The organism is Streptomyces sp. NPDC004134 (assembly GCF_042874195.1).
GTDB lineage: Bacteria > Actinomycetota > Actinomycetes > Streptomycetales > Streptomycetaceae > Streptomyces.
Genome location: NZ_JBIAMS010000002.1, coordinates 1 through 22,279, shown reverse-complemented (window position 1 = coordinate 22,279; position 22,279 = coordinate 1). Strand labels below are relative to the sequence as shown.

Here is a 22,279-nt window from a genome sequence, read left to right as displayed (position 1 = left end):
GCGTACGCACCGCGCTCGCCCCGCGCGGCTTGCGGGAGAGCCGCGGCCGATCAGCACACACCGGCTGCCGTCTGCACTACTCTTGCTCGCTGCGAAACCCGAGCAAGTGCGTCCGCCTGAGACCGGCTCGTCGCCGTGTCCGCCCGGAAAGGCCCACGCGTGACATCGCACCAGAACCACGCCCCGCAGGGGACCGGCCACCCGCTCGCCGCCTACGGCTGGACCGGGGAACGGGAGGCGGACTTCGCCCCGTTCACCGCGGCCGGGCTCGTCCCGGGGCGCGTGGCACGGGTCGATCTCGGCCGCTGCGACGTCGTCGTTCCGGACCCCTCCGGCGCCGGGGTGCACACCGTCCGAGCCGAGACGGCGCCCGTGCTGGATCCCGACCCGGTCAACTGCCCCTGCACCGGCGACTGGGCCGCGGTCGATCCCGGTACGCCGGGCCCGGTCGCGCTCGCCGCACTCCTGCCGCGCAGCACCGCGCTCGTCCGGAACAGCGCCGGGGCCGCGTCGGACGGGCAGGCGCTCGCCGTCAACGTCGACGCCGTGCTGATCGCGTCCTCGCTCGCCGCGAAGCCGGACCTCGGGCGCATCGAGCGCTGTCTGGCGCTGGCCTGGGAGAGCGGGGCGCAGCCGGTCGTCGTACTGACCAAGGCCGACGTCGCCCACGACCGGAGCCACGCCGACGACGTGCAGGCCGCGGCGCCCGGTGTGACGGTCCTTGTCGTCAGTGCGGTGAGCGGGGAGGGCATGGACCTGCTCCGCGCGTGCCTGCCCGGTACGACCGCGCTGATCGGGCCGTCCGGCGCCGGGAAGTCGACCCTGACCAACGCCCTGGCCGGGACCGAGGTGATGGCCGTGGGGGAGACGAGGGAACGGGACGAGAAGGGCCGTCACACCACGACGGCCCGTGAGCTGATCGCGGTCCCGGGCGGCGTCATCATCGACACGCCGGGGCTGCGCAGCGTCGGCCTGTACGGCGGCGACGGGCTGGAGCGGACGTTCGCGGACGTCGAAGCGCTCGCCGCCGAATGCCGGTACCACGACTGCGCGCACGACGCGGAACCGCAGTGCGCGGTGAAGGCCGCCATCGAGGACGGGCTGCTCCCCGCGCGGCGCCTGGTGAGCTACAACAAACTGCTACGCGAGAACGAGCGGATCGCGGCTCGCTCCGATGCCCGGCTCGCCGCCGAGCGAGCGCGCCAGGGGAAGCACCGGTGGAAGCTCATGAAGGCGGAGTCGGGCAAACCGCGCCCCTGAGAGCCCCGGGCTCAGTTCCAGGACGCGAGTACGGCAGACGGACCGCGGTACCACCAGCCGCGGTACTCGGGGACGGCGTACGGCCGCACCGCCGGGTCCGACGCCACGGCCAGGACCATCGCGTCCGCGAGCCGGCGGCTCAGCGCGGCGCCTATGCAGCCGTGTGCGCCGGCCCCGAACGACAGATGCGCCCGGTCGCCGCGGTCCGGTACGAAGGAGTCGCCGTCCGGCCAGCGCCGCGGGTCCCGGTTCGCACTCGGCAGCACCCCGATGACCCGGGTACCGGCCTCGATCGCGACGCCCGAGAGTTCGGTGCCGACCCGCGCCTCGCGGGTGATGCCGCCGATCGGCGACTCCCAGCGCAACGCCTCGTCCACGAAGCTCTGGCGCAGGGCCGGCGACGCCGCCAGCCGCCGGCGCATCTCGCCGTCCGCGGTGAGCACGCACGCCAGCACCGTGCTCAGCCCTTCCCGCGGTCCCGCGTCCGCCCCGATGATCATGAACTCGACCATCCGGCGCGTCTCGTCCCGCGAACTCGACGCTTTCGCCAGACAGCCCAGCACCGTGTCCGGGCGCGCACGCCGTCTGCCCGCGACGTACTCCGCGACCATCGCCAGGATCTCGGCGCGGACACCGTCGACGTCGTCCCGGGGGGTGCCGAACTCGCGGAAGTCGAAGGCGCCCTCGCTCACCAGCGGGGCCCAGCGGTCCATCTGCGCCGGCGTCACGGTGTCCTCGCAGCCGAGCAGGTCGATGGTGGCCCGGGCGACCAGCGGGACGCAGAACTCGGCCGCGAGGTCGCACGGCGTGCCGTCCGCATACGACTCGCGCAGCTCCGCGTAACGCCCGGCGACCTCGGCCGGCATCCGGGGGTCGGCGGCCCGGAACGCGGGCAGCATCGCCGACCGCGCGGCGCGGTGCTCCTGCCCCTCGCTGTGGAGCATGTTGGGCCCGACGAACCGGGTCAGATAGCTGTCCGGCTGGTCCGAGCGGAACGACTCCGCGGTGGAGACCACCGTCTGCACGTCGGCCCAGCGCAGCGCGAGCAGCGCTTCGAGTTCGGTGCACACCGCCACCGGGCTCTCCTCCCGCAGGCGCCGCAGCACCGGGTTGGGGTCGGCCTCGAGTTCGGCGAGGGCGACCTCCGCCGGGGCGTGCCGTTCGCCGAGCCGGTCGCGGATCTCGCTGAACGGCACCGCCGTCCTCTCGCGTGAAGCGGTCACAGCCCGGGAATGGCGTTGTCGGAGAAAATGCCCTGCTTGACGAAGAAACCCATCGGCTTACGCACCGCCCGCCGCACCGCTTCCTTGCGCCCGGGGTGGGCGAGCACCCGGGTGCGAAGCCCCGCCATGTCGCCGAGCCCGGCGTCGCGATAGACGACGGAGCTGCAGAAGGAATTCAGGATCACGGCTATGTAGTCCTTGAGGTAGGACTCGACCTCGCCCCGCTGCTCTTCCGTCATCGACGGGCGGGCACGCTCGTAGAGCATGCTCACCAGTTCGCGGCCGAACGCGATGTGCCGGGACTCGTCGCGGTGGTGGACCCGGTTGATCTCGCGGATGGTCTCGTGGAGCAGTTTGTCGCCCGCCATGGTCATGTTGTAGTGGTCCACCAGCTCCTCGAAAATCAGGATCCGGCTGAACACCAGGAAGTTGGCGAGGTCGGTCTCGTTCTCAGAATCGCCCTTGATCCGGAGCGTCGAGTAGAGCTTGCCGCCGTAGCGCAGGCAGAACTCGGCGAAGAACCACATGTGCTCGTTCTCTTCGCCGATGAAGTGGTGGAAGAACTCGGACGTCTCCTCGAACCCGCGCGTGTGGATCCGGTCGATGACCTCGTTGAGAAGCTCACGGATGCCGTGCACGTTCATGCTGTAGAAGTTGATGCTCTCCCACTTGCTGAGCGTCATCTTCTGCGACTCGGTCAACTCGTTCTCGAGTTCGGTACCGTGGATGCTGAGCAGAGACGGCGACATCCAGTAGGCGTTCTCCGGCAGGGAGTCCGGCCAGTCGAAATGGGTGTACGGGTTGTAGTGGTCGGTGACGGACTTCTCGGTGAGCCGCGCGAGCACTGCGGAGAAGCGGTCCGACGATTCGGTCGTGGTGGTCATGTGACTCCTTTCCTCTTGCCTACGCCGACTCGTGCCGACTGCGGATCAGCGCGTCGACCCAGCGTTCCAGACCGAAGGCGATGCAGCCGGTGAAGGCGTGCGTCCCGTCCGCGAGCCTGATGTCGCAGCGCTCACCGAAGAAGTTGCGGTGCGAGTTCACGGAGGCGATGGCCAGGCCGCTCGCGTCTGTGAACTCCTGCTTCGTGGGGAACAGCTTCTGGTGCAGCAGCCGCTCGTCGTCCTTCTTGAAGAACGGATCGGTGGCGATCAGGAAGTCACCGGTGGTGCCGAGCGAAGCGGCGATGTCGCCGATCGCCTCCCGGCCCTCGTCCAGGAACGCCCGGACCTCGGCCTGGCCGCCGATCATCACCACTTCGCGCATCTGGAACTCCCGCTGCCGGCGCAGCGGCGTGTACGCGCGCTCCCGCCGGCGGCACGTCTGCCGCACGGTGAGCAGCGTCCGGTCCCCGACGGTGGACCAGGCACGGGAGAAGTAGGCGCCGTAGCAGGACGCGGAGGTGAGTACGAGATCGTCGTCGCCGGGATTGTCCAGCCAGGGCGTGACGCGGTGTGCGAGCTGCGGGAAGCTGTCGAAGTAGTCGATGCGGGACAGGTCCGCGACGGTCAGCAGTTCGGCGTGCCGCTCGGCGGGCGCGCCGATCCGCGCCGCCCACTCCAGCACCATTGCGTCCACGGACTCGAGGATCCGGAACTCCTCGGCGGACAGTGAGCCCAGTCCCCGTCCGGCGGTGACCGCCTGCCCGGGTGTCACTCCGCCACCTGCGCCGAGGGCGCGTCCGAGCGGAAGAAGATCTCCGTAAGCCCTTCGATGGTACGGAGCTTGCCGATCGGGACCGAGTCGAGGTCGGGCTCATGGCCCGTGGCGTCGATCAGGTTCTGCATGAACGTGATGAATGCCAGCGAGTTGATCAGCCGGGAATCGATTAAGTCCACGTCGGCCGGAATGTTCACGAGCTCCGGGTGGAAGGTCGACAGTACTTCGCGGATCTGGGCTTCCCCGTTGCCATTGCTCATTGACTGGTAAATCCTTGCCTGGAGTGCCTTGTGGGCAGCGGAAATAGTCAACGTACTCGATCGGGCCGGAGGGTGCGCGTCCCGGTTCCTGCCGCGGGCTCGCCGCCGGATCTTCCGGATTCACTGCGCGCAACAGCACTTCGGAGATCTCCCTCCCCCGATGGTGGGACGGAGCCTATGTCAATCTCCGCTGCAGGTGAAGGCCCTCAGTTGACGGCGATTTCGGGCGGATGCCGTGGGGCACCGTGCGGGTGCCGCACTGACCTGCTTGTTCGCGGCCCGGAGTACGCGCCGGACGAAGCCTTGCCGGAGTGGGCGAGAACCGGGGGCGGAACGACCGGTTTCGCTTTCATGCGACCTGCCCGAGTCGGTTGTGCGGAGATTATCGACCGGTGTGGAGGTGACGCCGGTGTTTGTTCCGTTTAGAGGTCATGTACCCCTGTCCGCCCGCCGTTCCGCAACCGGGATCGGGACGTCCGCGACCCGTCTGACCTGCAAGTCCAGCATGTCGGGCCGCTGAATGCATGTGAAAGCATCGAAGCGTCGAAGGGGTTCCGGGGCGCGCCTGTAAGGTGCGTAAACGAGACCGGCCCTTCACCTGTGGCGGAGATTGGCATACGCTTCCTCCGGCCAGCTTGTCTCGGCAAACGGGGGAGGGCGATCGCTGGTGGCTGTTGCGCGCGGTGAAACCGGGAGACCCGGCGAAGCACGGGCGGTACTCAACCCGGAAGAACCGGACCGTCTCCTTCGATTCGAGTACGACCGGGACAGCGACTACGAAGCCGAAATCGGCATCACGTTAGCCTTACAGGCACTCGTGCCCCAGGCCAAGCTGCTGAACCCGGACCATCGGATGTTCCAGATGGTCCACCTGATCAGCGAATACTCGTGGTGTTCCATGCACCACGAACTCTGCCGCGTCTGTACCGCCCTGGACGAGGACGACTTCGTCCTCGCCGGCCGGCTGCTCAACCGGACCGTCGGGCTCGGGGAATTCCCCGTGCAGACCGTGCGGTTACTCCAGGAGTCCTTTTCGCAGGCCAGCTTCCTGAGCATGCGCGACGTGCTGATGCCCGAGTCCACCGGCCTCGACTCGCCCGGCCGCCGCAACCTGCGCCGGGTCTGCACGGCCGTGTGGCGCGCGTTCGAAGCCGCGCTGGAGCGGCACGGCGTCGGCCAGCGCGACCTGATCGAGGAGCTGGGCCGGCTGGAGGCGCCGGCCCCCGGCGAGCGGCTGGCCGCCCTCGCGGAGGTCCGCAACGGCATACACCTGCTCGACTGCAAGACCATGGAGTGGAACCAGCTCCACCTGCGCCTGGTCCGCAGCCTCATCGGAGGCCACCCGGCGGCCCGGCCCGGCGACGGGTCGGCGAACCCCGCCGAGCCGCTGAGCATGCGCGGTGCGCCGATCAGCGGGCTGGAGCGCCTTGCCGAGCACTCGCTCTTCCCCGGCCTCTGGCGGGCCGTGGACGAGACGTACCAGCGGACCTCCCGCCTGGCCGCGGAGGGCGCGAACTGATGGCACACCACAACACAGCACCGCGGCCGTCTGGATCCCGGACATGAGCGACGCCACCCGCATCGCCACATCCGAACAACTCGACCTGTGGCTGGCCGCCGGCCAGGACCTCGAGTCCCCGCGCTACAACGTCCCGACCGCCCTCGACTTCCACGCCCGGCCGGACGAGGACGCGATCAGGGCGGCGCTGCACGGCCTGTTCGACCGGCACCCCGCCCTGCGGTCGTCGTTCCACCTCGACGATGCCGGGCAACTGCGCCAGACGATCCCCGACGCCGTCGAGCCCCCGCTGCGCGTGGTCCGTATCCCGGAGGAGTGGGACAGAAGGGCGCGGGCCGCATGGGCCGCGCAGGTCGGCCGGCGGCCGATCCCACTAGGTTCCGCCGGCGTCGCACGGGCCGACCTGCTGCTGCACCCCGGGGGTGCGGTACTGGTCCTCACCGTGCACCACCTGGTCATGGACGGCTGGTCCGTCGAGCTGGCCGTCGAGGACTTCCTGGCGCTCTACGACGCGGCGGTCGACGGCACATCCCTGGCGCCCGCCGGCACGGCGGAGGAGACGCCGGCCGCCCCCGCGGATCCCGACGCCGTCGACTACTGGCTGGACCTGCTCGGCTCCGACGCGGAGACGCTGGAGCCGGTTCCGGACTTCGTCCGCGGGGCGCTGGAGCCGCGCGCGGCCCGCGAGGAAGTGGTCGTCGAAGGCGCGGAACTCGCCGCCCTGCGGGAGATGGTCGAGCGGGACCGGGTGTCGATGTCCACCGTGGGGCTCGCCGGCTGGTCGGTGATGCTGCACGAGTGGAGCGGCCTGGACGAGGGACTGCTGGCCACGCCCTTCAGCGCCCGCGTCGATCCCGGCACCCACCACACGCTCGGGATGCTGAGCCGGGTGCTGCCGGTCCGTACGTCCTTCGCCCCCGCGACACGGTGGAGCGACCATCTGGCCTCGCTCCACCTCCAGGTGCTGGAGTCGTTCGAGCAGTCCGCGGTCGACACCGCCGCCCTGCGCGCCGCGTTAGCCGCGCAGGGCCGCCGCTACCCGGCCTTCCGCAGCCTGTACGCCCACGAGAGCGCGCCCCGGCCCGCGCGCGTCCTGCCGGAGATCGAGGTGTCCCGTCTGGACATCGACCTCGGGGCCGTCAAGTACGACCTCTCGGCGGCGGTCCTCGAAGGCCCCGACCGGCTGGTCCTGGAGCTGGAGTACGACGCCGCCGTCTACCGCCCGGCGACCGTCCGCGCACTGCTCGCGCAGTTGCACGGGCTGCTGACGGCCGCGGCCGCGGAGCCCGACGCCGCGCTGGCCGACCTGTTGCGCAGAGCCGGCGGCGGCACCACCGCGACGGCCCTCCGGAACGGCACCCCCGCCGACGTCTCGGTGCCGCCGCCGCACCTGGTCCTCGACGTGGCGGGGTCCCACCCCGACCGGATCGCGGTCGTCCACGGCGAGGAGGAACTGACCTACGCCCAACTGGTCGCCGCCGCCTCGCGCGTGGCGAACTGGCTGCTGGCGGCGGACGGCGACGAGCCGGCCCCGACCGTCGGCGTACTCATGCCCGGCGGCACGGACGCCGTCGTCGCCTTCCTCGGGATCACCCTGGCCGGCAAGGCGTACGTGCCGATGGACCCCGGCCACCCCGCCGCCCGGCTCGCCGGCATCATCGACGACTCGGGCATGCACCGCATCCTCACCACGGCCGAGCTGGCCGACGGTGCCGCCCGCCTCGGCTGTGCGGCGCACATCCTGGCGGAGGTGTGCACCGAGGCCGAGTCCGGAGCCGGGGGCGACGAGCCGCCGGACGTGACGCTGACCCCGGACACCCTGTTCAACGTGCTCTACACGTCCGGCTCCACCGGGCGTCCGAAGGGCGTTCTGCTCCCGCACCGCGGTGTCGCCCGGCTGATGCGCCACGACGGCCGGCTGCGGATCGACGAGAACGACCGGGTGGCGCAGGTGTGCCCGCTGAACTTCGACGGCGCCACGTTCGAGATCTGGGGCGCCCTGACCCACGGTGCGCGGCTCGTCGTCCTCGACCGGGACCTGCTGCTCGCCCCGGTCGAACTCCGCGACGCCGTCAACCGGTTCGGGGTGACGGCGCTGATCATCACCACCCCGGTCTTCCACTCCCTCGTCACCGAGGCACCCGAGCTGCTGCAGTCCCTCACCCTGCTGTCCCTTGGCGGCGACGTCGCCTCCGTCCCGCATGTGGCGCGGGCGCTCGCCTGGTGCGGACCGGGTGTGCTGGTGCACACGTACGGGCCGACGGAGAACTCCTTCACCTCCGTCCTCGCGCCGGTCGACCGGGTCGAGGAAGGCAGCCGGGCGCTCCCGCTCGGGCGCTGCGTGCCTGGGACCGAGGCGTACGTGGTGCGTGAAGGCACGTTCGACCTTCTCCCGGTCGGCGCCCCCGGTGAACTGCTCCTCGGCGGTACGGGCCTGGCCGCCGGCTACCTGGGCGACCCACGCCGTACGGCCGCGAGCTTCGTGCCGGATCCCTTCGGCGACCGGCCGGGAGCCACCCTCTATCGCACCGGCGACCGCGTACGGCGGCTCCCGAACGGCGAGCTGGAGTTCATCGGCCGCCGGGACGACCAACTGAAGGTCCGCAGCCAGCGGATCGAGCTGGGCGAGGTCCGCGCCGCGCTGCTCGCCGACGAGGCCGTCCGCGAGGCCCACGCCGCCGGCTGGCGGAACCCGCGCGGTGAGAAGGAGATCGCGGCCTACGTCGTCCTCCTGCCCGGCGCCACGCCGACGCAGGTGCGCGACCGCCTGGCCCGGGTCCTGCCCGCCGCCGCGATCCCGACCCGCTGGGCGCCCGTCGGCGCGCTCCCGCTCAACGCCAACGGCAAGGTGGACGCGAAGCAGTTGCCGGCCCCGGCGCTGCTGGGTGCGGACGCGACCGACACGGCCGGCGCCGCGCCGCCGGCCGCCGCCCGGGCGACCGCCACCCCCCGCGCGCTGGACGCGGTGCGCGCCGCCTGGGGCGAGGTGCTCGACGACGTTCCGCCCGGAGACGACGTCAACTTCTTCGATGCCGGCGGCCACTCGCTGCTTCTCGCCCGGCTGCAGTCGGCGCTCCAGCGGCACGCCGGAGCGGAACTCCGCATCGCAGACCTCTTCCGCTTCCCGTCCATCAGGGCGCAGGCGGAGTTCCTGGCGGCCTCGTCCGCCGACCGGCCGTACGGCGCCGCAGCCCCGGCGGCCGTGGCGTCCTGCGAGCCCATCGCCGTCGTCGGCACCGCCGGCCGCTTCGCCGGCGCCGCCGACGTCCGCGCCTTCTGGCGGAACCTGTCCGGCGACTGCGTGGCCGGCGCCGACGCGGCGATCGTCGAGGTCGGCGGCGGCCGCCGCCGTATAGCCCGGTGGGGACGGCTCGACGAACCGCGGGCGTTCGACGCCGAGTTGTTCGGCCTGACCCCGGACGAGGCGCGGGCCACCGACCCGCAGCACGGGATGCTCCACGAATGCCTCTGGGCGGCCATGGAGGACGCCGCCGTGACGCTCGACCGGCTGCGCGATCGCACCAGCATCTACGTCGGCTGCGCGAACACGCCCGCGCCCGCCGCCGCGGGCCTGGACGAGGACCTGACCGCGGCGTTCCTGTCGCAACCCGCGTTCGTCGCCTCGCGCTACGCCTACCGGCACGACCTGCGCGGCGAGAGCGTCGTGATCGACACCGCCTGCTCGACGTCCCTCGTCGCCGTCCACCTGGCCTGCGCGAGCCTCCGGTCGGGCGAGAGCGACTACGCCTTCGCAGGCGGCGTCTCGGTGTTCGACCCCGCCGACGGCGGCTACGTCCACGAGCCCGGCATGATCTACGCCGACGACGGCGTCTGCCGGCCGTTCGACGAGTCGGCCACCGGCACCGTCGGCGGCGACGGCGCGGGCGTCGTCCTGCTCCGCCGGCTCTCGGACGCGCTCCGCGACGGCGACCCGGTCCACGCCGTCGTCCTCGGCTCGGCCGTGAACAACGACGGCCGCGCCCGGGCCGGCTACGCCGCCCCGGGATTCGACGGCCAGGTCTCCGTCATCCGGCGCGCCCTGGCATCGGCGAGGGTCGAAGGCCGCGACCTCGGCTTCGTCGAGACCCACGGGACCGGCACCCGGCTGGGCGACGCGGTCGAGGCCACGGCGCTGGCCGAAGCCGTCGGCGAGCGGGACGCGCCGCTGCCGATCGGCTCGGTCAAGGCGTCGATCGGGCACTGCAACACGGCGGCCGGCATCGCCGGGTTCCTCAAGGCGGTACACGCGGTCCGCGACCGCGTCCTGCCCGGGACGGCCAACTCGGTCGAGCCGATCGAGGAGATCGCCTCGGGCGACCGGCTCCGCCTGCTCACGGAGACCGAGCAGTGGGAGGACACGGGCCGCGCACGGCTCGCCGGGGTGAGCTCCTTCGGCGTCGGCGGCACCAACGCCCACGTCGTGCTCAGGGAGTTCACCGAGCAGGACGAACCCACCACTCAGCGGGCGGAGGCCGGCCGGTGACCGACGAATACCCGCCGGAGAACGGCATGCGGGACGACGCGGCGCGGCCGCCCCGGATCCTTCCGCTCTCGGCCCGGAGCGAGACGGCCCTCCGCGGCACCGCCGACGCGCTGGCGGCATTCCTGGACGACCGCCCGGACCTGTCCCTCGACGACACCGTGACCACGCTGGCGCACGGCCGTGAACGGTTCGAGCACCGCCTCGCCGTCGTGGCCGGCGATCCCGCCGCCGCGGTACGAGCCCTGCGCGAGCCCGGCATCGGCCCGGCGAACCGCCGCGGAGCCGCACCCCCGGCCACGCCTCGCACCGTCCTGGTCTTCACCGGCCAGGGCAGCCAGTACACCGGCATGGCGGCCGGCGCGTACCGGGCGTACCCCGAGTTCCGCGCCTGGCTCGACCAGGCAGACGCACTGCTCCGGGACGAGCTGCCGACCGGACTGCTCGACTGCATGTTCAGGCCGGAGCTGGCGGGCACCCTCGACCGTACGGACGTCGCGGCGGCGGCCATCGTCGCCGTACAACTCGGTCTGCTGCGCGTGCTCCGCCGGTACGGCATCACGCCGGACACCGTGTTCGGCCACAGCGTGGGCGAGTTCTGCGCGGCCGCCGCGGCCGGGGCGGTCTCGGACGAGGACGCCTTGCGGCTGGTGGCGCGGCGCGGCGTGCTCATGGCGGAGCGGACCCGGCCCGGGGCCATGCTCGCGGTACGGTGCGCCGCCGACCCGGCGGACGGGTGGGGCGCCGACGCCGTGGCCGCGCTGGCCGACGAGACCCCTGACGTGTGCGTCGCCGTCCACAACAGCCCGCGCGACCTGGTGCTGAGCGGAGCCGCCGGCACCGTCGCCGGACTGGAGACGCGCCTGGAGGCCGCCGGGCTGAAGTGCCGCCGGCTGCGCACTTCCCACGCGTTCCACAGCGGGCTCCTCGCGCCCATGGCCGACGACTTCGCCGCGGCGGCGGAACTCGTCACGTGGTCGGCGCCCACCCGGGCGCAGTGGATCAGTTGCTCGCACGGCGTGATGACGCAGGCGCCCGACGCGAGCTACTGGCGCGAGCACCTGACCGAGCCGGTCCGCTTCTGGGACGCCCTCACGCTCGCGTGCGCCGACGACCGGGCCACCGTGCTGATCGAGGTCGGGCCGCACCCGGTGCTGCTGCCGCTGGCCGGCCGGCTGCCGACGCCGCCGGCGCTCGTCCCCGTACTGGACCGTGACCAGGACGCCGCCGCGGCCGTGGCCGGCGCCGCCGCCGAGGCGTGGTGCCACGGAGTCCCCGCCGACCTCACCGGAGGCATCCCGGGGCGCCGCCGGCACCTGCCGGGATACGGCTTCAACCGCCGCGTGCACTCCGTCCGCCCCGCCCCCGCGCAGCACGCCGCCGAACCGGCCGCACCCGCTGCCGCCGCCGCGCTCGGCCCGGCCGGACCCGCAGGTCCCGCCCTGCCGCCGCGCGAGGCGCTGGCCGCGCTCTGGACCGACCTGCTGGGCGTGGCGCCCGAGCCGGAGACCAACTTCCTCCAGAGCGGCGGCGATTCGCTGACCCTGCTCCGCTTCCAGCAGCGGATCCAGGCCCGGCTCGGCACTGCGCCCAGCCTGGCGGACCTGCTCGACGCGGGCACGTTCGAGGCGATGGCGAACCTCCTGCCGGACGCCGCCGCCCACTGGCCCGCCCCGGCGCCCGGTCCGGCCGCGGAGCCGGCCGAGCAGGTCACCACGTACCAGGCGTCCGCGGTCCAGCAGGGCATGCTGATGATCGACCTGATGCAGCCGGACTCGAACCAGCACAACGTCACCCTGGCGTTCGAGGTCCCCGGGCGGGTGGACGAGACGGCCATGGCCGCCGCGTTCCGCGACGCCCAGGTCCGGCACAGCGCGCTGCGCACCGTGTTCACCCGGGACGGCGGCCGGTTCGTACCCGAGATCCGCCCCGAGCCGGGCGCCGCGCTGGAGGTCGTCGAGGCAGGCGCGGCGGACCGCCGCCCGCTCGCCGACGACGCCGACGTCCGGGAGTGGACCCGGGAGGTGAGCGACCCGCCGGTGCGGTGCCTCGGGGCCGGCACACCGCTGCGCGGCACGCTGGTACGCGGTCCGCGGAGGAGCCTCCTCGTGCTCACCGCCCACCACGCGGTCTGCGACGCCACGTCAATGGGCGTGCTGGCCGGCGAACTCGCCGAGGACTACAGCCGGCACCGCGCCGGGCTTCCCGGCCCGGTGGCACCGGCGCCGGTCCAGTACCACGACGTGCTCGCCGACCGCACGGACGACTCGGCCAGCCGGGCCTACTGGCTGGAGCAGCTTGCCGGGGCCCCGGACCTGGTGCCGCTGCCCACCGACCGGCCGCGGCCCAAGGTGCGCGAGGGAACGGGAGCGCAGTGGACGTGGACGCTGAGCGGAGAGCAGTCCGCCCAGGCCCGGGAGCTGGCGGCCCGGCTCAACGTCACCCTCTTCAGCACGATGCTCGCGACGTACGCGGTCCTGCTGCGCGTGCGCAGCGGCGCCGAGGACCTGTCCATCGCCACACCGGCCACCGGGCGCACCTCCGAGCGCGCCCAGCGTGTCTTCGGACCGTTCCTGAACACCCTGGTGCTCCGGGCGCGGATCACGCCCGGGCAGGGCTTCGACGCGCTCGCCCTGGACCTGCAGACGACGGTGCTCGACGCGATCCGGCACTCGGACCTCCCCTTCGACCGGCTGGTCGCCGCGCTCAACCCGCGCCGCGAGCCGGACAGGACCCCGCTGTTCTCGGTCATGTTCACCATGCCGGACCAGTTCGCCCTGCCCGACTTCGACGGCCTGCCGGCCGGCGCGGTGGAGTTGCCGGGGCTCGGGGCGAAGTACGACCTCACGCTGTACGTCACTCCCGCCGACGACGGACGCCTGCGCCTGGACCTCGAATACGATCCCGCGCTGTTCGACGAGTCGACGGTGCGCGGCCTCGCGGACGACTACGACGCGCTCCTCGCCGCCCTCGCCGCGGCGCCGGAGTCGGCCGTCCCCGAGCCGGGCGACCCGGTGGGCGGCCGGCCGGCCGCGGACCCGCAAGCGGAAGGGGAGGAGGCCGGGGAGAGGGCCATGACGGAGATGGAGCGCTACGTCGCCGGGCTGTGGTCGGAGACGCTCGGTGTGGACATCGCCGGCGCAGCCGACGACTTCTTCGACGCCGGCGGCCACTCCATGCTGGTCCTGGCGTGTCTGGCCGAGATCCAGGACCGCTTCCCCGAGGCCACCATCCAGGACTTCTTCGCCCACCGCACCGTCGGAGCCTTCGCCGCCCACCTCGACCTGCTCGCCGGTGGCGGTACGGCGGCCGAACCGGAAGCGGCGCCCGCCGCGACCGGGCCGCAGAAGGAACCGGAGCCCGCCGCCCGGTCCACCGCCGCCACCGCGGAGCGAGTGACGGCGGTGAGCGTGACCGCCACCTCGTCCGCCGGCTCCCCGGCGGCCCGGGGGGACGTCCTGCTCACCGGCGCGGCCGGCTACCTCGGCGCGCACCTGCTCGCCACGCTCCTGCGCGAACCCGGCGGCGCGGTCGTCTGCCCCATCCGGCCGCGCGACGGCGTCGGCGGGACGAGCCGGCTCGAAGAGGCCGTCGCGCGCTACGCCCCGGACGTCCTGCCCCGACTGCCCGGCAGGGTCACGGTCGTCGAAGCCGACCTGCGTGAGCTGACCGCCCGGACGCTGGGCACCTCGATCGCCGGGATCGGGACCGTCGTCCACTCCGCGGCCGAGTCGAAGATGTTCGGCCGGATCGAGGATCTGCGGACCGCCAACGTGGCGCCCACCAGGCTCCTCGCCGAACTGGCGCTGGCGCACGGCTGGCGCATGGCCCACGTGTCGACCGCCTCCGCCGTGGGCGCCGCACCCGGCGACGGCCCGGCGGTCACCGTCCGCGAGGAGGACTTCGACCGCGGCGAGAACTTCGACAACCCGTACTCGCGCTCGAAGTTCGAAGCCGAACAGGTGATCAGGGCGGCCGTGAAGGACGGGCTCGACGCGACGGTGCACCGGGTCGGCGGGCTGATCGGGGACAGCACGTCGGGGACCTTCCTCCCCGACCCCCGGGCGAACCTGCTGTACCAGTTGGTGCGGGCCATCATGCGCTGCGGGCTGGTGCCGGACGCGCCGGGCTTCACGATGAACGTCACCCCGGTGGACTTCGCCGCCGCGGCGGTACTCCGGCTGTCGGACAACCCGTCCCACTCCGGCCGTACGTTCCACGTCCTCAACCCCGAACAGCTCACCATGCCCGCGCTGACCGGGATCCTGCGCGACCTGGGCTACCCGGCCATCCTCACCGACCCGCAGAGCGTCGCCGACTGGCTCACCCGGGAGGGCGCCGACGAGGCGGACGCGGAGGCGGCACCGTTCCTCCGGCAGTTCACGGCGCCCGCCGGCACCGTGGTCTCGCACGACACCCGGATGACGACGGCGGCCCTGGCCGGCCTCACGTGTCCCGCACCCGACCTCGCGCTCCTGCGGGTCGTGATCGGCCACGGCGTCGAGACCGGTTTCTTCCCCAAGTCGCGGCTATGGGACTTCGTATCCCGGTCGGCAGTTCCCACCAGTGCCTAGGAGACAGCGCCACGATGCCCTACCAGGTAGTCACGAACGACAGCGGCCGGCACTCGACGTGGCCGGACCAGAAGGAGCTGCCCGACGGGTGGGAGACCACCGGTTTCGTGGGCTCCCAGGAGGAGTGCCTCGACCACATCGCCCGGGTCTGGGACGGGCCAGGACCGCGGACCGTCCGGGCTCCGGGCGGGGCGGCGGCCAACGTGCTCACCACCGAGCGGATCCGCCTGCGTGAGCTGTCCCCGGCCCAGGTGGCCGGCCTGCTGGAGGTGCTGGACGGTGAGGCGGTCTCCGACGGATACGTCGAGAACTACCCTCTCGTCGGCACCGGTTTCGGGGCCAGGAACTTCCAGACGCGCACCCCGGACGAACTGCGTTTCGGGTTCGGCATGTACCTCGTTTCGGCGCAGCCGGACGGGCCCGCCTTCGGCGACATCGGGTTCCACCGGCCGCCGGCGGACGGCGTCGCGGAGATCGGCTTCAGCCTGGCCGAGTCGGCCCGGGGCCAGGGCTACGCCACCGAGGCGGTGGCCGAGCTGACCCGCTGGGCCTTCACCCAGTCCGGCGTGCGCCGCGTCGTCGCCAAGACCACGGAGGACAACGCCGGCGCGCAAGGCGTCCTCGGCCGCGCCGGCTTCCTGCTGGAGCGTACGGAGGAGAACGTCCTCCACTACGCGCGGGAACTGGCGCCCGGCCTGCCGGCGTCGGAGCCGATGCGCGACGACGAGGAGGAGCGCGCCGCGCTCTCCAAGCTCGGGAAGGTCCGCAAGGCCGGCGGCGACGACCTCGCGTTCGTGGCCGGCTCCGACCCGCTGCGCCGCGTCGTGCGCGACGGCAAGAAGCTCCTTGCCTACGCGCAGTCCGGCGACAAGGAGGGCGTGGAGGACCCCACCAACCATCTGATGTTCATCGTCGTCCACCCGGCCGTCGCCCGGCGCGGCCTCGGCGAGCGGCTGCTCTGCGAGGTCCGCGAGCACGCCCGGGCGCACGGCAAGACCGGCATGGTGACCGGCACGCCGGACGACGACCACCCGTCGGTCGCCTGGGTGCGCAAGCACGGCTTCCGGCCTCTCGGCCACCACCTGATCACCCGGCGCGACAAGGGCGCCGCTCCCGTGGAGGCGCCCGGGGGGTTCACGGTCGACGCGGTCGACCGGGCCGACAGCGCCGCGGTCGAGGAGTTCGTCGACCTGGCGACCCGTACGGTAGCCGAGGCCGCGATGCCCGGCGGCGCCCGGATGACCGCCGACGCGGACGAGATCCGCAGGGACCTGGTCGAGGAGCACGACGGCGCGCTGCTGGTCTGCCGTGCCTCGGGCCCGCCCCTCGGCTGGCTGGCACTCACCCCGCTCGCCGACGGCGAGGATGCCTCGGTGCTCGCCGCCCAGGTCGTGGCGGCGGCGGCCGGGGAGGGAGTCCCGGCGGCGCTGCTCGCCGCGGTGGCCCGCCTGGCCGACGAGGCGGGCGCGGCTTCGGTCACGGCCGTCGCCGAAGAGGACGGCCAGCGCGAACTCGCCGGGACCCTGCCCGCCTCGGGGTTCCTCCCGGTCGCCGGCCGCACCATCTGGTTCGCCGAAGTGGACCCGCGGCCATGAGCGAGACCCCCGACACCGCGCCTCCGAGCGCGAAATCCGACGGCACCCCGCCCGGGAACAACGTGTTCGCCGTACTCAGACGGCTGCCCGCCCGGGCCCGCGTCCTGCTCCTCGCCGATGTCGTCAACGCCTTCGGCATCGGCGTGGTGATGCCCTTCCTCGTCATCTACCTGAGCGAAGTACGCGACATCAACATCCGGATCGCCGCTGGAGCGCTCGCGGTCTCCGCGGTCGCCGCGTTCGCCTCGGGCCTGGCCTGGGGCGCGGCGCTCGACCGGTACCGGCACCGGATCATCATGCCCACGGTGATGGTGCTGGCCGCCGTCGGCACCGGCCTCTACGCGTTCGCCGACCGGCCCTGGATCGCGATCACCGCCGCGCTGATCGTCGGCCTCGCGCAGGGCGGCATCGGCCCGGTCATCCGGACGATGTTCGCCACGGCGGTCCCGGCGCACGAGCGCACCGTGTTCTTCGGGCTCCAGTTCGGCATCTTCAACGGCGCCGTCGGGCTCGGCGTCCTGCTCGGCGGTGCGCTCGTGAACGGCAGCGTCGAGCGGTACCAGACGCTGTACATCATCGACGGCATCACCTTCCTCCTCATGGCCGTCGTCCTGCTGATCGCGACGAGCGACTCGGGCAAGCGGCAGGCGAAGGACGAGGACGGCGGGGAAGAGGTGCCCAAGCCGTCGTACCGCACGGTGCTACGCACTCCCGTGGTGATGCTGATCATCGCGACGATGAGCCTGGCCGCGGTCTTCTACTACGGGCTGTTCGAGTCGGTGCTGCCGGGATACCTGACGATCAACGACGCCGTCTCCGCGCGCGGGGTCTCGGGCGCGTTCGTCATCAACGTCGTGGTCGTCGTGCTCGCCCAGTTCGTGGTGATGCCCCGCCTGGGCAAGGTCCGCAGGACCACCTGGCTGGGGGCGGCCGGGCTGCTGTGGGGCGTCAGTTGGCTCCTGGTGCTGCTGGCCGGGCGGACCGACGGGACGGCGGCGCTCGTCCTGCTCTTCGTATCGAGCGTGCCCTTCGCGGCGGCCGAGGTGATGGTGACGCCGGTCCTCGCCGCGCTCCTCAACGACGTCGTCGACGACCGCGTCCGGGGCCGGGCCAACGCCCTGTTCGCCTTCGCGATCACCGGCGGCTCGATCCTCGGCCCGGCGATGGCCGCCGCCATGCTGCCGGTCGGGAAGGGCGTACCGCTGGTGGCGGGCCTGGCGGTGGGCTGTCTGCTCATGCTGATCCCCACCGCGGTGCTGCGCAAGCGGCTCGGCAGCGAGAGGGACACGCCCAGCGAGGGGGAGGACGCGAAGGCCGAGTCCCCCGAGGCCGGGCCCACCGGGACCGGGGCTTCCGGGGCCGATGCCGCCGAACCCGGGTCCGCCGAACCGGCGGCGCCCGCCCCGACCGCGTCCATGTGACCGGCTCGTTCGAACAGAATCGCAGGGGAGTGAGATGTCGTACGGGATCGTCGCCATCGGCGAGTCTCTCGGTGAGTCGGTGGAGGTCACCGACTCGGTGATCGAGGAGTACACGACCAACCACGAGACGGTGCGCTCGTGGGGCTACCGGCGCTTCCGCCGGGCCGAGGACGGGGTGCTGCTCACGGACCTGGCGGTGCAGGCGTGTGAACAGGCCCTGAAGGAAGCCGCGGTGGACGCCGCCGAGGTCGACCTGGTGGTCCTGGCCATCGCGGACTTCGCCGAGTACCTGTGCTGGGACGCCGCCGCCGCGGTGCAGGGCCGGATCGGGGCCGTCAACGCCGAGGCGATCCTGGTCAACCAGGCGTGCTGCTCCGGGGTGATGGCCTTCGACACCGCCGCCGGCCGGTTCGCGACCCACGAGAACTACCGCCACGCGCTCATCGTCGCGTCCAACCGGATCTGCGACACGTACCAGAACCGGATGGAGACGAGCACGAGCGTCCTGTCGGACGGCGCGGTGGCCGCGCTGGTACGGCGCGGCCACGACCGGGGCCGGTGGCTGGCCACCGAGACCATCAGTGACGGCCGGTACGCCAACTTCTTCCGGATGGACGTCGGTGGCACCGCCCACCCCTTCGGCGTCGACGGCGCGGGCGACAAGGACGACCTGCAGAAGCAGGCCAACCCGCTCGGCCGCGTCGCGGAGATCCTCGGCAACGACGCCCGCCGGATGCTGGAGTTCTTCAACAAGTTCGGCGGGAACATGCGGGTGGCGGTCGACCGCGTCTGCGCCCGTACGGGCATCGCGCCCGGCGAGATCAAGCGGTTCCTCCACCTCAACGACAACCAGCAGGCCATGGCCGACATCGCCAAGGTGCTGGACGTCCCCCTGGAGCGCTTCAACGGCGACCTCGCCCTCGACCTCGGCCACTTCGGCTCCGCCGACCAGATGCTCGGCCTGCACCGGCTGACGCAGGCCGGAGAGCTGCAGGACGGCGACATCGTCGCCCTGACGACCCTCGGCGGCGGCATGCACTGGGCCGTCACCCTGCTCCGCATATGAGCGGCACACCCACGGCGGACCTGCTCGCCCGGCTGCGCCGTCTCACCGCGGACGGCGCGGCCCCGGACCCCGGGCTGCTGCCCGCGATCCGGGAGCTGACCGGGATGGTCGAGCGGGCGAAGGTCGGCGGCCTGCTGGCCGGCGTCCCCGCCCGGCTCCTCGCCGGCGAGGGCCGGCCGCTCCGACCGCTACGGGTCGGACTCACCGGCACCTTCACGGCGGACGGCCTCCTGCCGCTGCTGCGCACCGCGCTGCTGTCGGCCGGGATCGACGCCGAGATCCTGCTGACGGGCTACGGCCGGCTGACCCTCGACCTCGGCGACCCCGCGTCGCCGCTGGCCGGTTTCGAGCCCGACGTCGTCCTGTGTCTCCTGCACGACGAAGCCCTGCTGCCGCACGACTGGGACCCCACCGACCTCGCGGCGCTGGACCGGCACGTCGCGGCGCGGGCCGTCGAGATCGGCGACCTGGCGGCGGACTTTGCGGCGCGTACGGGCGCCACGATGCTGCTGCACACCGTGCCGCTCTCGGTGCTCGAATACCGGTCGCTGGTCGCCCAGCGCAGCCGGGCCGCCCTCGGCCGGGCCTGGCGGCGGGCGAACCTGGTGCTGCTCGACCTGCCGGAGAGGACACAGCAGGTCCACGTCCTCGACCTCGAAACCCTCGTCGCGAACGAACCCGTCGCGCTGCGCGACGAACGCCGCTACCGCTTCGCCCGTATGGCCTGGTCGCCCGGCGTGGAGGACCTGTACGCGACCGAGGCGGCGGCGTTCTGCCGCGCCCTGACCGGCCTGTCCCGCAAGGTCCTCGCCCTGGATTTGGACCAGACGCTCTGGGGCGGCGTCGTCGGCGACGACGGGCCCACGGGTATCGAGCTGGGCCCGCTCTACCCGGGCAACGCCTACCTCGAAGTCCAGCGGCGCGCGAGGATGCTCCGCCGGCAGGGTGTGCTCCTCGCAGTGTGCAGCAAGAACAGCCCGGAGCCCGTCGACCGGGTCTTCGCCGAACACCCGGCGATGGTGCTGCGGGCCGACGACTTCGTGGCGCAGGCGGTGAACTGGTCGCCCAAGGACGAGAACCTGCGGGAGCTGGCCCACTCCCTCAACCTGGGACTCGACAGCATGGTGTTCTTCGACGACAGCGCCTTCGAATGCGAGCTGGTCCGCGAGGCGCTGCCCGACGTCCGCGTCGTACGGGCGAACGGCGACCCCGCCGACCACGCCGCCCGGCTGCTCGGCACCGGTCTCTTCGACGTCGTGCGGCTGACCGACACGGACCTGGAGCGCACCGGGCGTTACCGGGCCGAGGTCCGGCGCCGCGACGGCTTCGCCGCGGCCGGCGGCACCCGGGACTTCCTCGAAAGCCTGGAGCTGCGCGTACGGGTCCGCCCCGCCGACCCGTACGCGGTGCCGCGCGTCCACCAACTCCTGCACCGCACCAACCAGTTCAACACCACCAACCTGCGCTGGACGGAAGCGCAGATCGAGGAGGCCGTGGCGTCGGACCGCCGCACGGTCCTCGTCTTCGACGTCGCCGACCGCTTCGGCTCGGAGGACGCGGTCGGAGCCGTCCTGCTCTCGACCGCACCGGAGCAGTGGACCATCGACAACTTCGTCATGAGCTGCCGGGTGTTCTCCCGCGGCATCGAGTTCGCGGTCCTGCACCACGTGGCCGAACGCGCGACGAGCCGGGGAGCGCAGCGCCTGGTCGCCGACTTCATCCCCACCGCGCGCAACGGCCCGGCGGCGGCCTTCATCCGGGAGGCCGGCTTCACCCCCGTGGACGAGCCGGGGCAGACCCACGAACTTCCCCTCGAACCGCCGCCCCGGCCGGCACCCGCATGGATCGACCTGGAGGGGGAGACCACCCGGTCCCGATGAACCCGCCCACCGTAGTCCCGCGGGCCGAGGCGGGAGGCGTCCTCAGAAAGAAGGCACAGATGTCCGAGCTGATGACTCAGATCACCGAGATGATCGCGCCGATCACCGGCCTGGACCCGGACGGGCTGACCGCGGAGTCCAGGTTCGAGGAAATCGACGAGTGGTCGAGCCTCAAGGCCCTGTCCCTGATGGTCAACCTGGAACAGGATCTGCCGATCAAGCTCGACCTACGTCGCTTCATGGCCGTACACACCGTGGGTGAACTCGCCGCCCTGGTCGCCGAGGGCCTGGGGCAGGCGGCGGAAACGGCGGGCTGACCGATGCCACAGCCCAGGTCAGCCCGCGGCCTCGGCGGCGTGCGCCGTACCGACCTGCCGGAAGCCCACCCGTGCATAGACGCGCGCGACCGCGTCGTCCTGGGCGGAGAGCAGAACGGTCCGCACCCCGGCCGCGTCGTGCGCGTGCCGCGCCAGCAGCGCGGTGAGGGCACCGGCCAGCCCCCGGCGCCTGGCCGACGGCAGGGTGGCGACAGCCATGATCTCGGCGCACTCACCCACCGGCTGGTAGCTGCCGGCCGCGAGGACGCCCCCCGCGGGATCCTCCGCGACGGCGGTGACCGTCAGCCCGCGCCGCGCGCGGTCGTTCAGATGGGCGGCCATCTCGGGGTCGAGCTTGCTCAGGAAGGAGTCCCGCTCCGCGGCGCCCTCCGGCCCTGTCTCGGTGCCCCCGGCGGTGAAGGCCACATCGGCCGTCGCGCGCCCGGCCAGCAGAGCCGGGTCACCGGCCTCCACCACGCGGAGGGTGGCCCCGTCGACCTCCGGTGCGGTCACGTCCCCGGCCTGCGCCCTCATGAGCGCGTGCGAGCTGAGGGCCAGCCCGTGGCGCCCGACGAGTCCGGCAAGTTCGGGGCGGACCTCGTGCACCCACTCGATCTCGGTGGCGACGCCGTGCTCGGCGCAGGCGGCGGCGAGCGCGTCGAGATCGCCGCCGGTGACCGGAGCACTGCGACCCACGGTCGGCCGCGCGTAGTACGGCCACGGCGACCGGGATACGAACAGGGTGAACGGCCCGACTTCCACCGCGTCGCAGTCGGGGCGTGGCGCCGCATCGAGGTAGGCGTCGAGTTGGGCAACCGCAGCCGGAATTCCGGGATCTGGAGTCATGGCCGCGACTTTACAAGACGCGCACCATCGTGCCTGGCGGAATCAGGTTCTCCAGTTCGGCGCCGGTGGCGAGACGTTCGTCGGGCAGTGGTTTTTGTGGGTTGGTCGGGTTGTTGACCCGGGGTGATTTTGGGGTGGTGTGTGATGGGCAGCGTGGTTGTGCCGTCGTTGGTGGCGGT

The 22,279-nt window shown here is 72.6% G+C and carries 14 protein-coding genes; 9 read left to right on the top strand and 5 right to left on the bottom strand.

Annotation, left to right across the window (positions count from 1 at the left end):
• The first annotated feature begins 159 nt into the window (after positions 1–159).
• The gene (gene rsgA, locus ACFYVJ_RS03385) at positions 160–1,260 is read left to right on the top strand and encodes a ribosome small subunit-dependent GTPase A (RefSeq protein ID WP_388886186.1); all 1,101 of its coding nucleotides are present in this window, start codon (positions 160–162) and stop codon (positions 1,258–1,260) included.
• A gap of 11 nt (positions 1,261–1,271) precedes the next feature.
• Here rsgA and ACFYVJ_RS03380 read toward each other — a convergent pair whose 3' ends face one another.
• The 4 genes from ACFYVJ_RS03380 to ACFYVJ_RS03365 all read right to left on the bottom strand — a co-directional run bounded on the left by ACFYVJ_RS03380 (position 1,272) and on the right by ACFYVJ_RS03365 (position 4,402).
• Positions 1,272–2,483: a cytochrome P450 gene (locus ACFYVJ_RS03380; protein WP_388886185.1), complete on the bottom strand. Its 1,212-nt coding sequence runs from the start codon at positions 2,481–2,483 to the stop codon at positions 1,272–1,274.
• Positions 2,480–3,367, bottom strand: a complete 888-nt coding sequence (locus ACFYVJ_RS03375; protein WP_388886184.1) for a diiron oxygenase — start codon at positions 3,365–3,367, stop codon at positions 2,480–2,482. Before ACFYVJ_RS03375 ends, ACFYVJ_RS03380 begins: the two co-directional genes overlap by 4 nt.
• A gap of 19 nt (positions 3,368–3,386) precedes the next feature.
• Complete coding sequence (locus ACFYVJ_RS03370; RefSeq protein ID WP_388886183.1) at positions 3,387–4,061, bottom strand: hypothetical protein; 675 nt, start codon at positions 4,059–4,061, stop codon at positions 3,387–3,389.
• Between the two features lie 74 nt (positions 4,062–4,135).
• Complete coding sequence (locus ACFYVJ_RS03365) at positions 4,136–4,402, bottom strand: acyl carrier protein (RefSeq protein ID WP_388886182.1); 267 nt, start codon at positions 4,400–4,402, stop codon at positions 4,136–4,138.
• An 817-nt stretch (positions 4,403–5,219) separates the two neighbouring features.
• Between ACFYVJ_RS03365 and ACFYVJ_RS03360 the strand changes: the two genes are divergently transcribed.
• From ACFYVJ_RS03360 to ACFYVJ_RS03325, 8 genes are read left to right on the top strand one after another with little or no spacing between them, the layout of a single operon-like run.
• Positions 5,220–5,921: a hypothetical protein gene (locus tag ACFYVJ_RS03360; RefSeq protein WP_388886181.1), complete on the top strand. Its 702-nt coding sequence runs from the start codon at positions 5,220–5,222 to the stop codon at positions 5,919–5,921.
• A 43-nt stretch (positions 5,922–5,964) separates the two neighbouring features.
• Entirely contained in the window at positions 5,965–10,404 is a 4,440-nt protein-coding gene (locus tag ACFYVJ_RS03355) for an amino acid adenylation domain-containing protein (RefSeq protein WP_388886180.1), read from the top strand.
• Positions 10,401–14,975: a condensation domain-containing protein gene (locus tag ACFYVJ_RS03350; RefSeq protein WP_388886178.1), complete on the top strand. Its 4,575-nt coding sequence runs from the start codon at positions 10,401–10,403 to the stop codon at positions 14,973–14,975. Before ACFYVJ_RS03355 ends, ACFYVJ_RS03350 begins: the two co-directional genes overlap by 4 nt.
• Before the next feature lie 14 nt (positions 14,976–14,989).
• On the top strand, positions 14,990–16,570 hold the full coding sequence (locus ACFYVJ_RS03345) for a GNAT family N-acetyltransferase (protein ID WP_388886176.1): 1,581 nt from the start codon (positions 14,990–14,992) through the stop codon (positions 16,568–16,570).
• Positions 16,567–17,991, top strand: a complete 1,425-nt coding sequence (locus ACFYVJ_RS03340; RefSeq protein ID WP_388886175.1) for an MFS transporter — start codon at positions 16,567–16,569, stop codon at positions 17,989–17,991. The genes ACFYVJ_RS03345 and ACFYVJ_RS03340 overlap by 4 nt, the downstream gene beginning before the upstream one ends.
• A 34-nt stretch (positions 17,992–18,025) precedes the next feature.
• Positions 18,026–19,057, top strand: coding sequence for a 3-oxoacyl-ACP synthase III family protein (locus ACFYVJ_RS03335; RefSeq protein ID WP_388886174.1), 1,032 nt, complete (start codon positions 18,026–18,028; stop codon positions 19,055–19,057).
• On the top strand, positions 19,054–20,937 hold the full coding sequence (locus tag ACFYVJ_RS03330) for an HAD-IIIC family phosphatase (RefSeq protein ID WP_388886172.1): 1,884 nt from the start codon (positions 19,054–19,056) through the stop codon (positions 20,935–20,937). Before ACFYVJ_RS03335 ends, ACFYVJ_RS03330 begins: the two co-directional genes overlap by 4 nt.
• A gap of 59 nt (positions 20,938–20,996) precedes the next feature.
• Complete coding sequence (locus ACFYVJ_RS03325) at positions 20,997–21,254, top strand: acyl carrier protein (protein WP_159072421.1); 258 nt, start codon at positions 20,997–20,999, stop codon at positions 21,252–21,254.
• A gap of 18 nt (positions 21,255–21,272) precedes the next feature.
• On the opposite strand, the gene ACFYVJ_RS03320 is transcribed toward ACFYVJ_RS03325, so the two are convergent.
• Entirely contained in the window at positions 21,273–22,100 is an 828-nt protein-coding gene (locus ACFYVJ_RS03320) for a GNAT family N-acetyltransferase (protein ID WP_388886170.1), read from the bottom strand.
• Positions 22,101–22,279 lie beyond the last annotated feature (179 nt).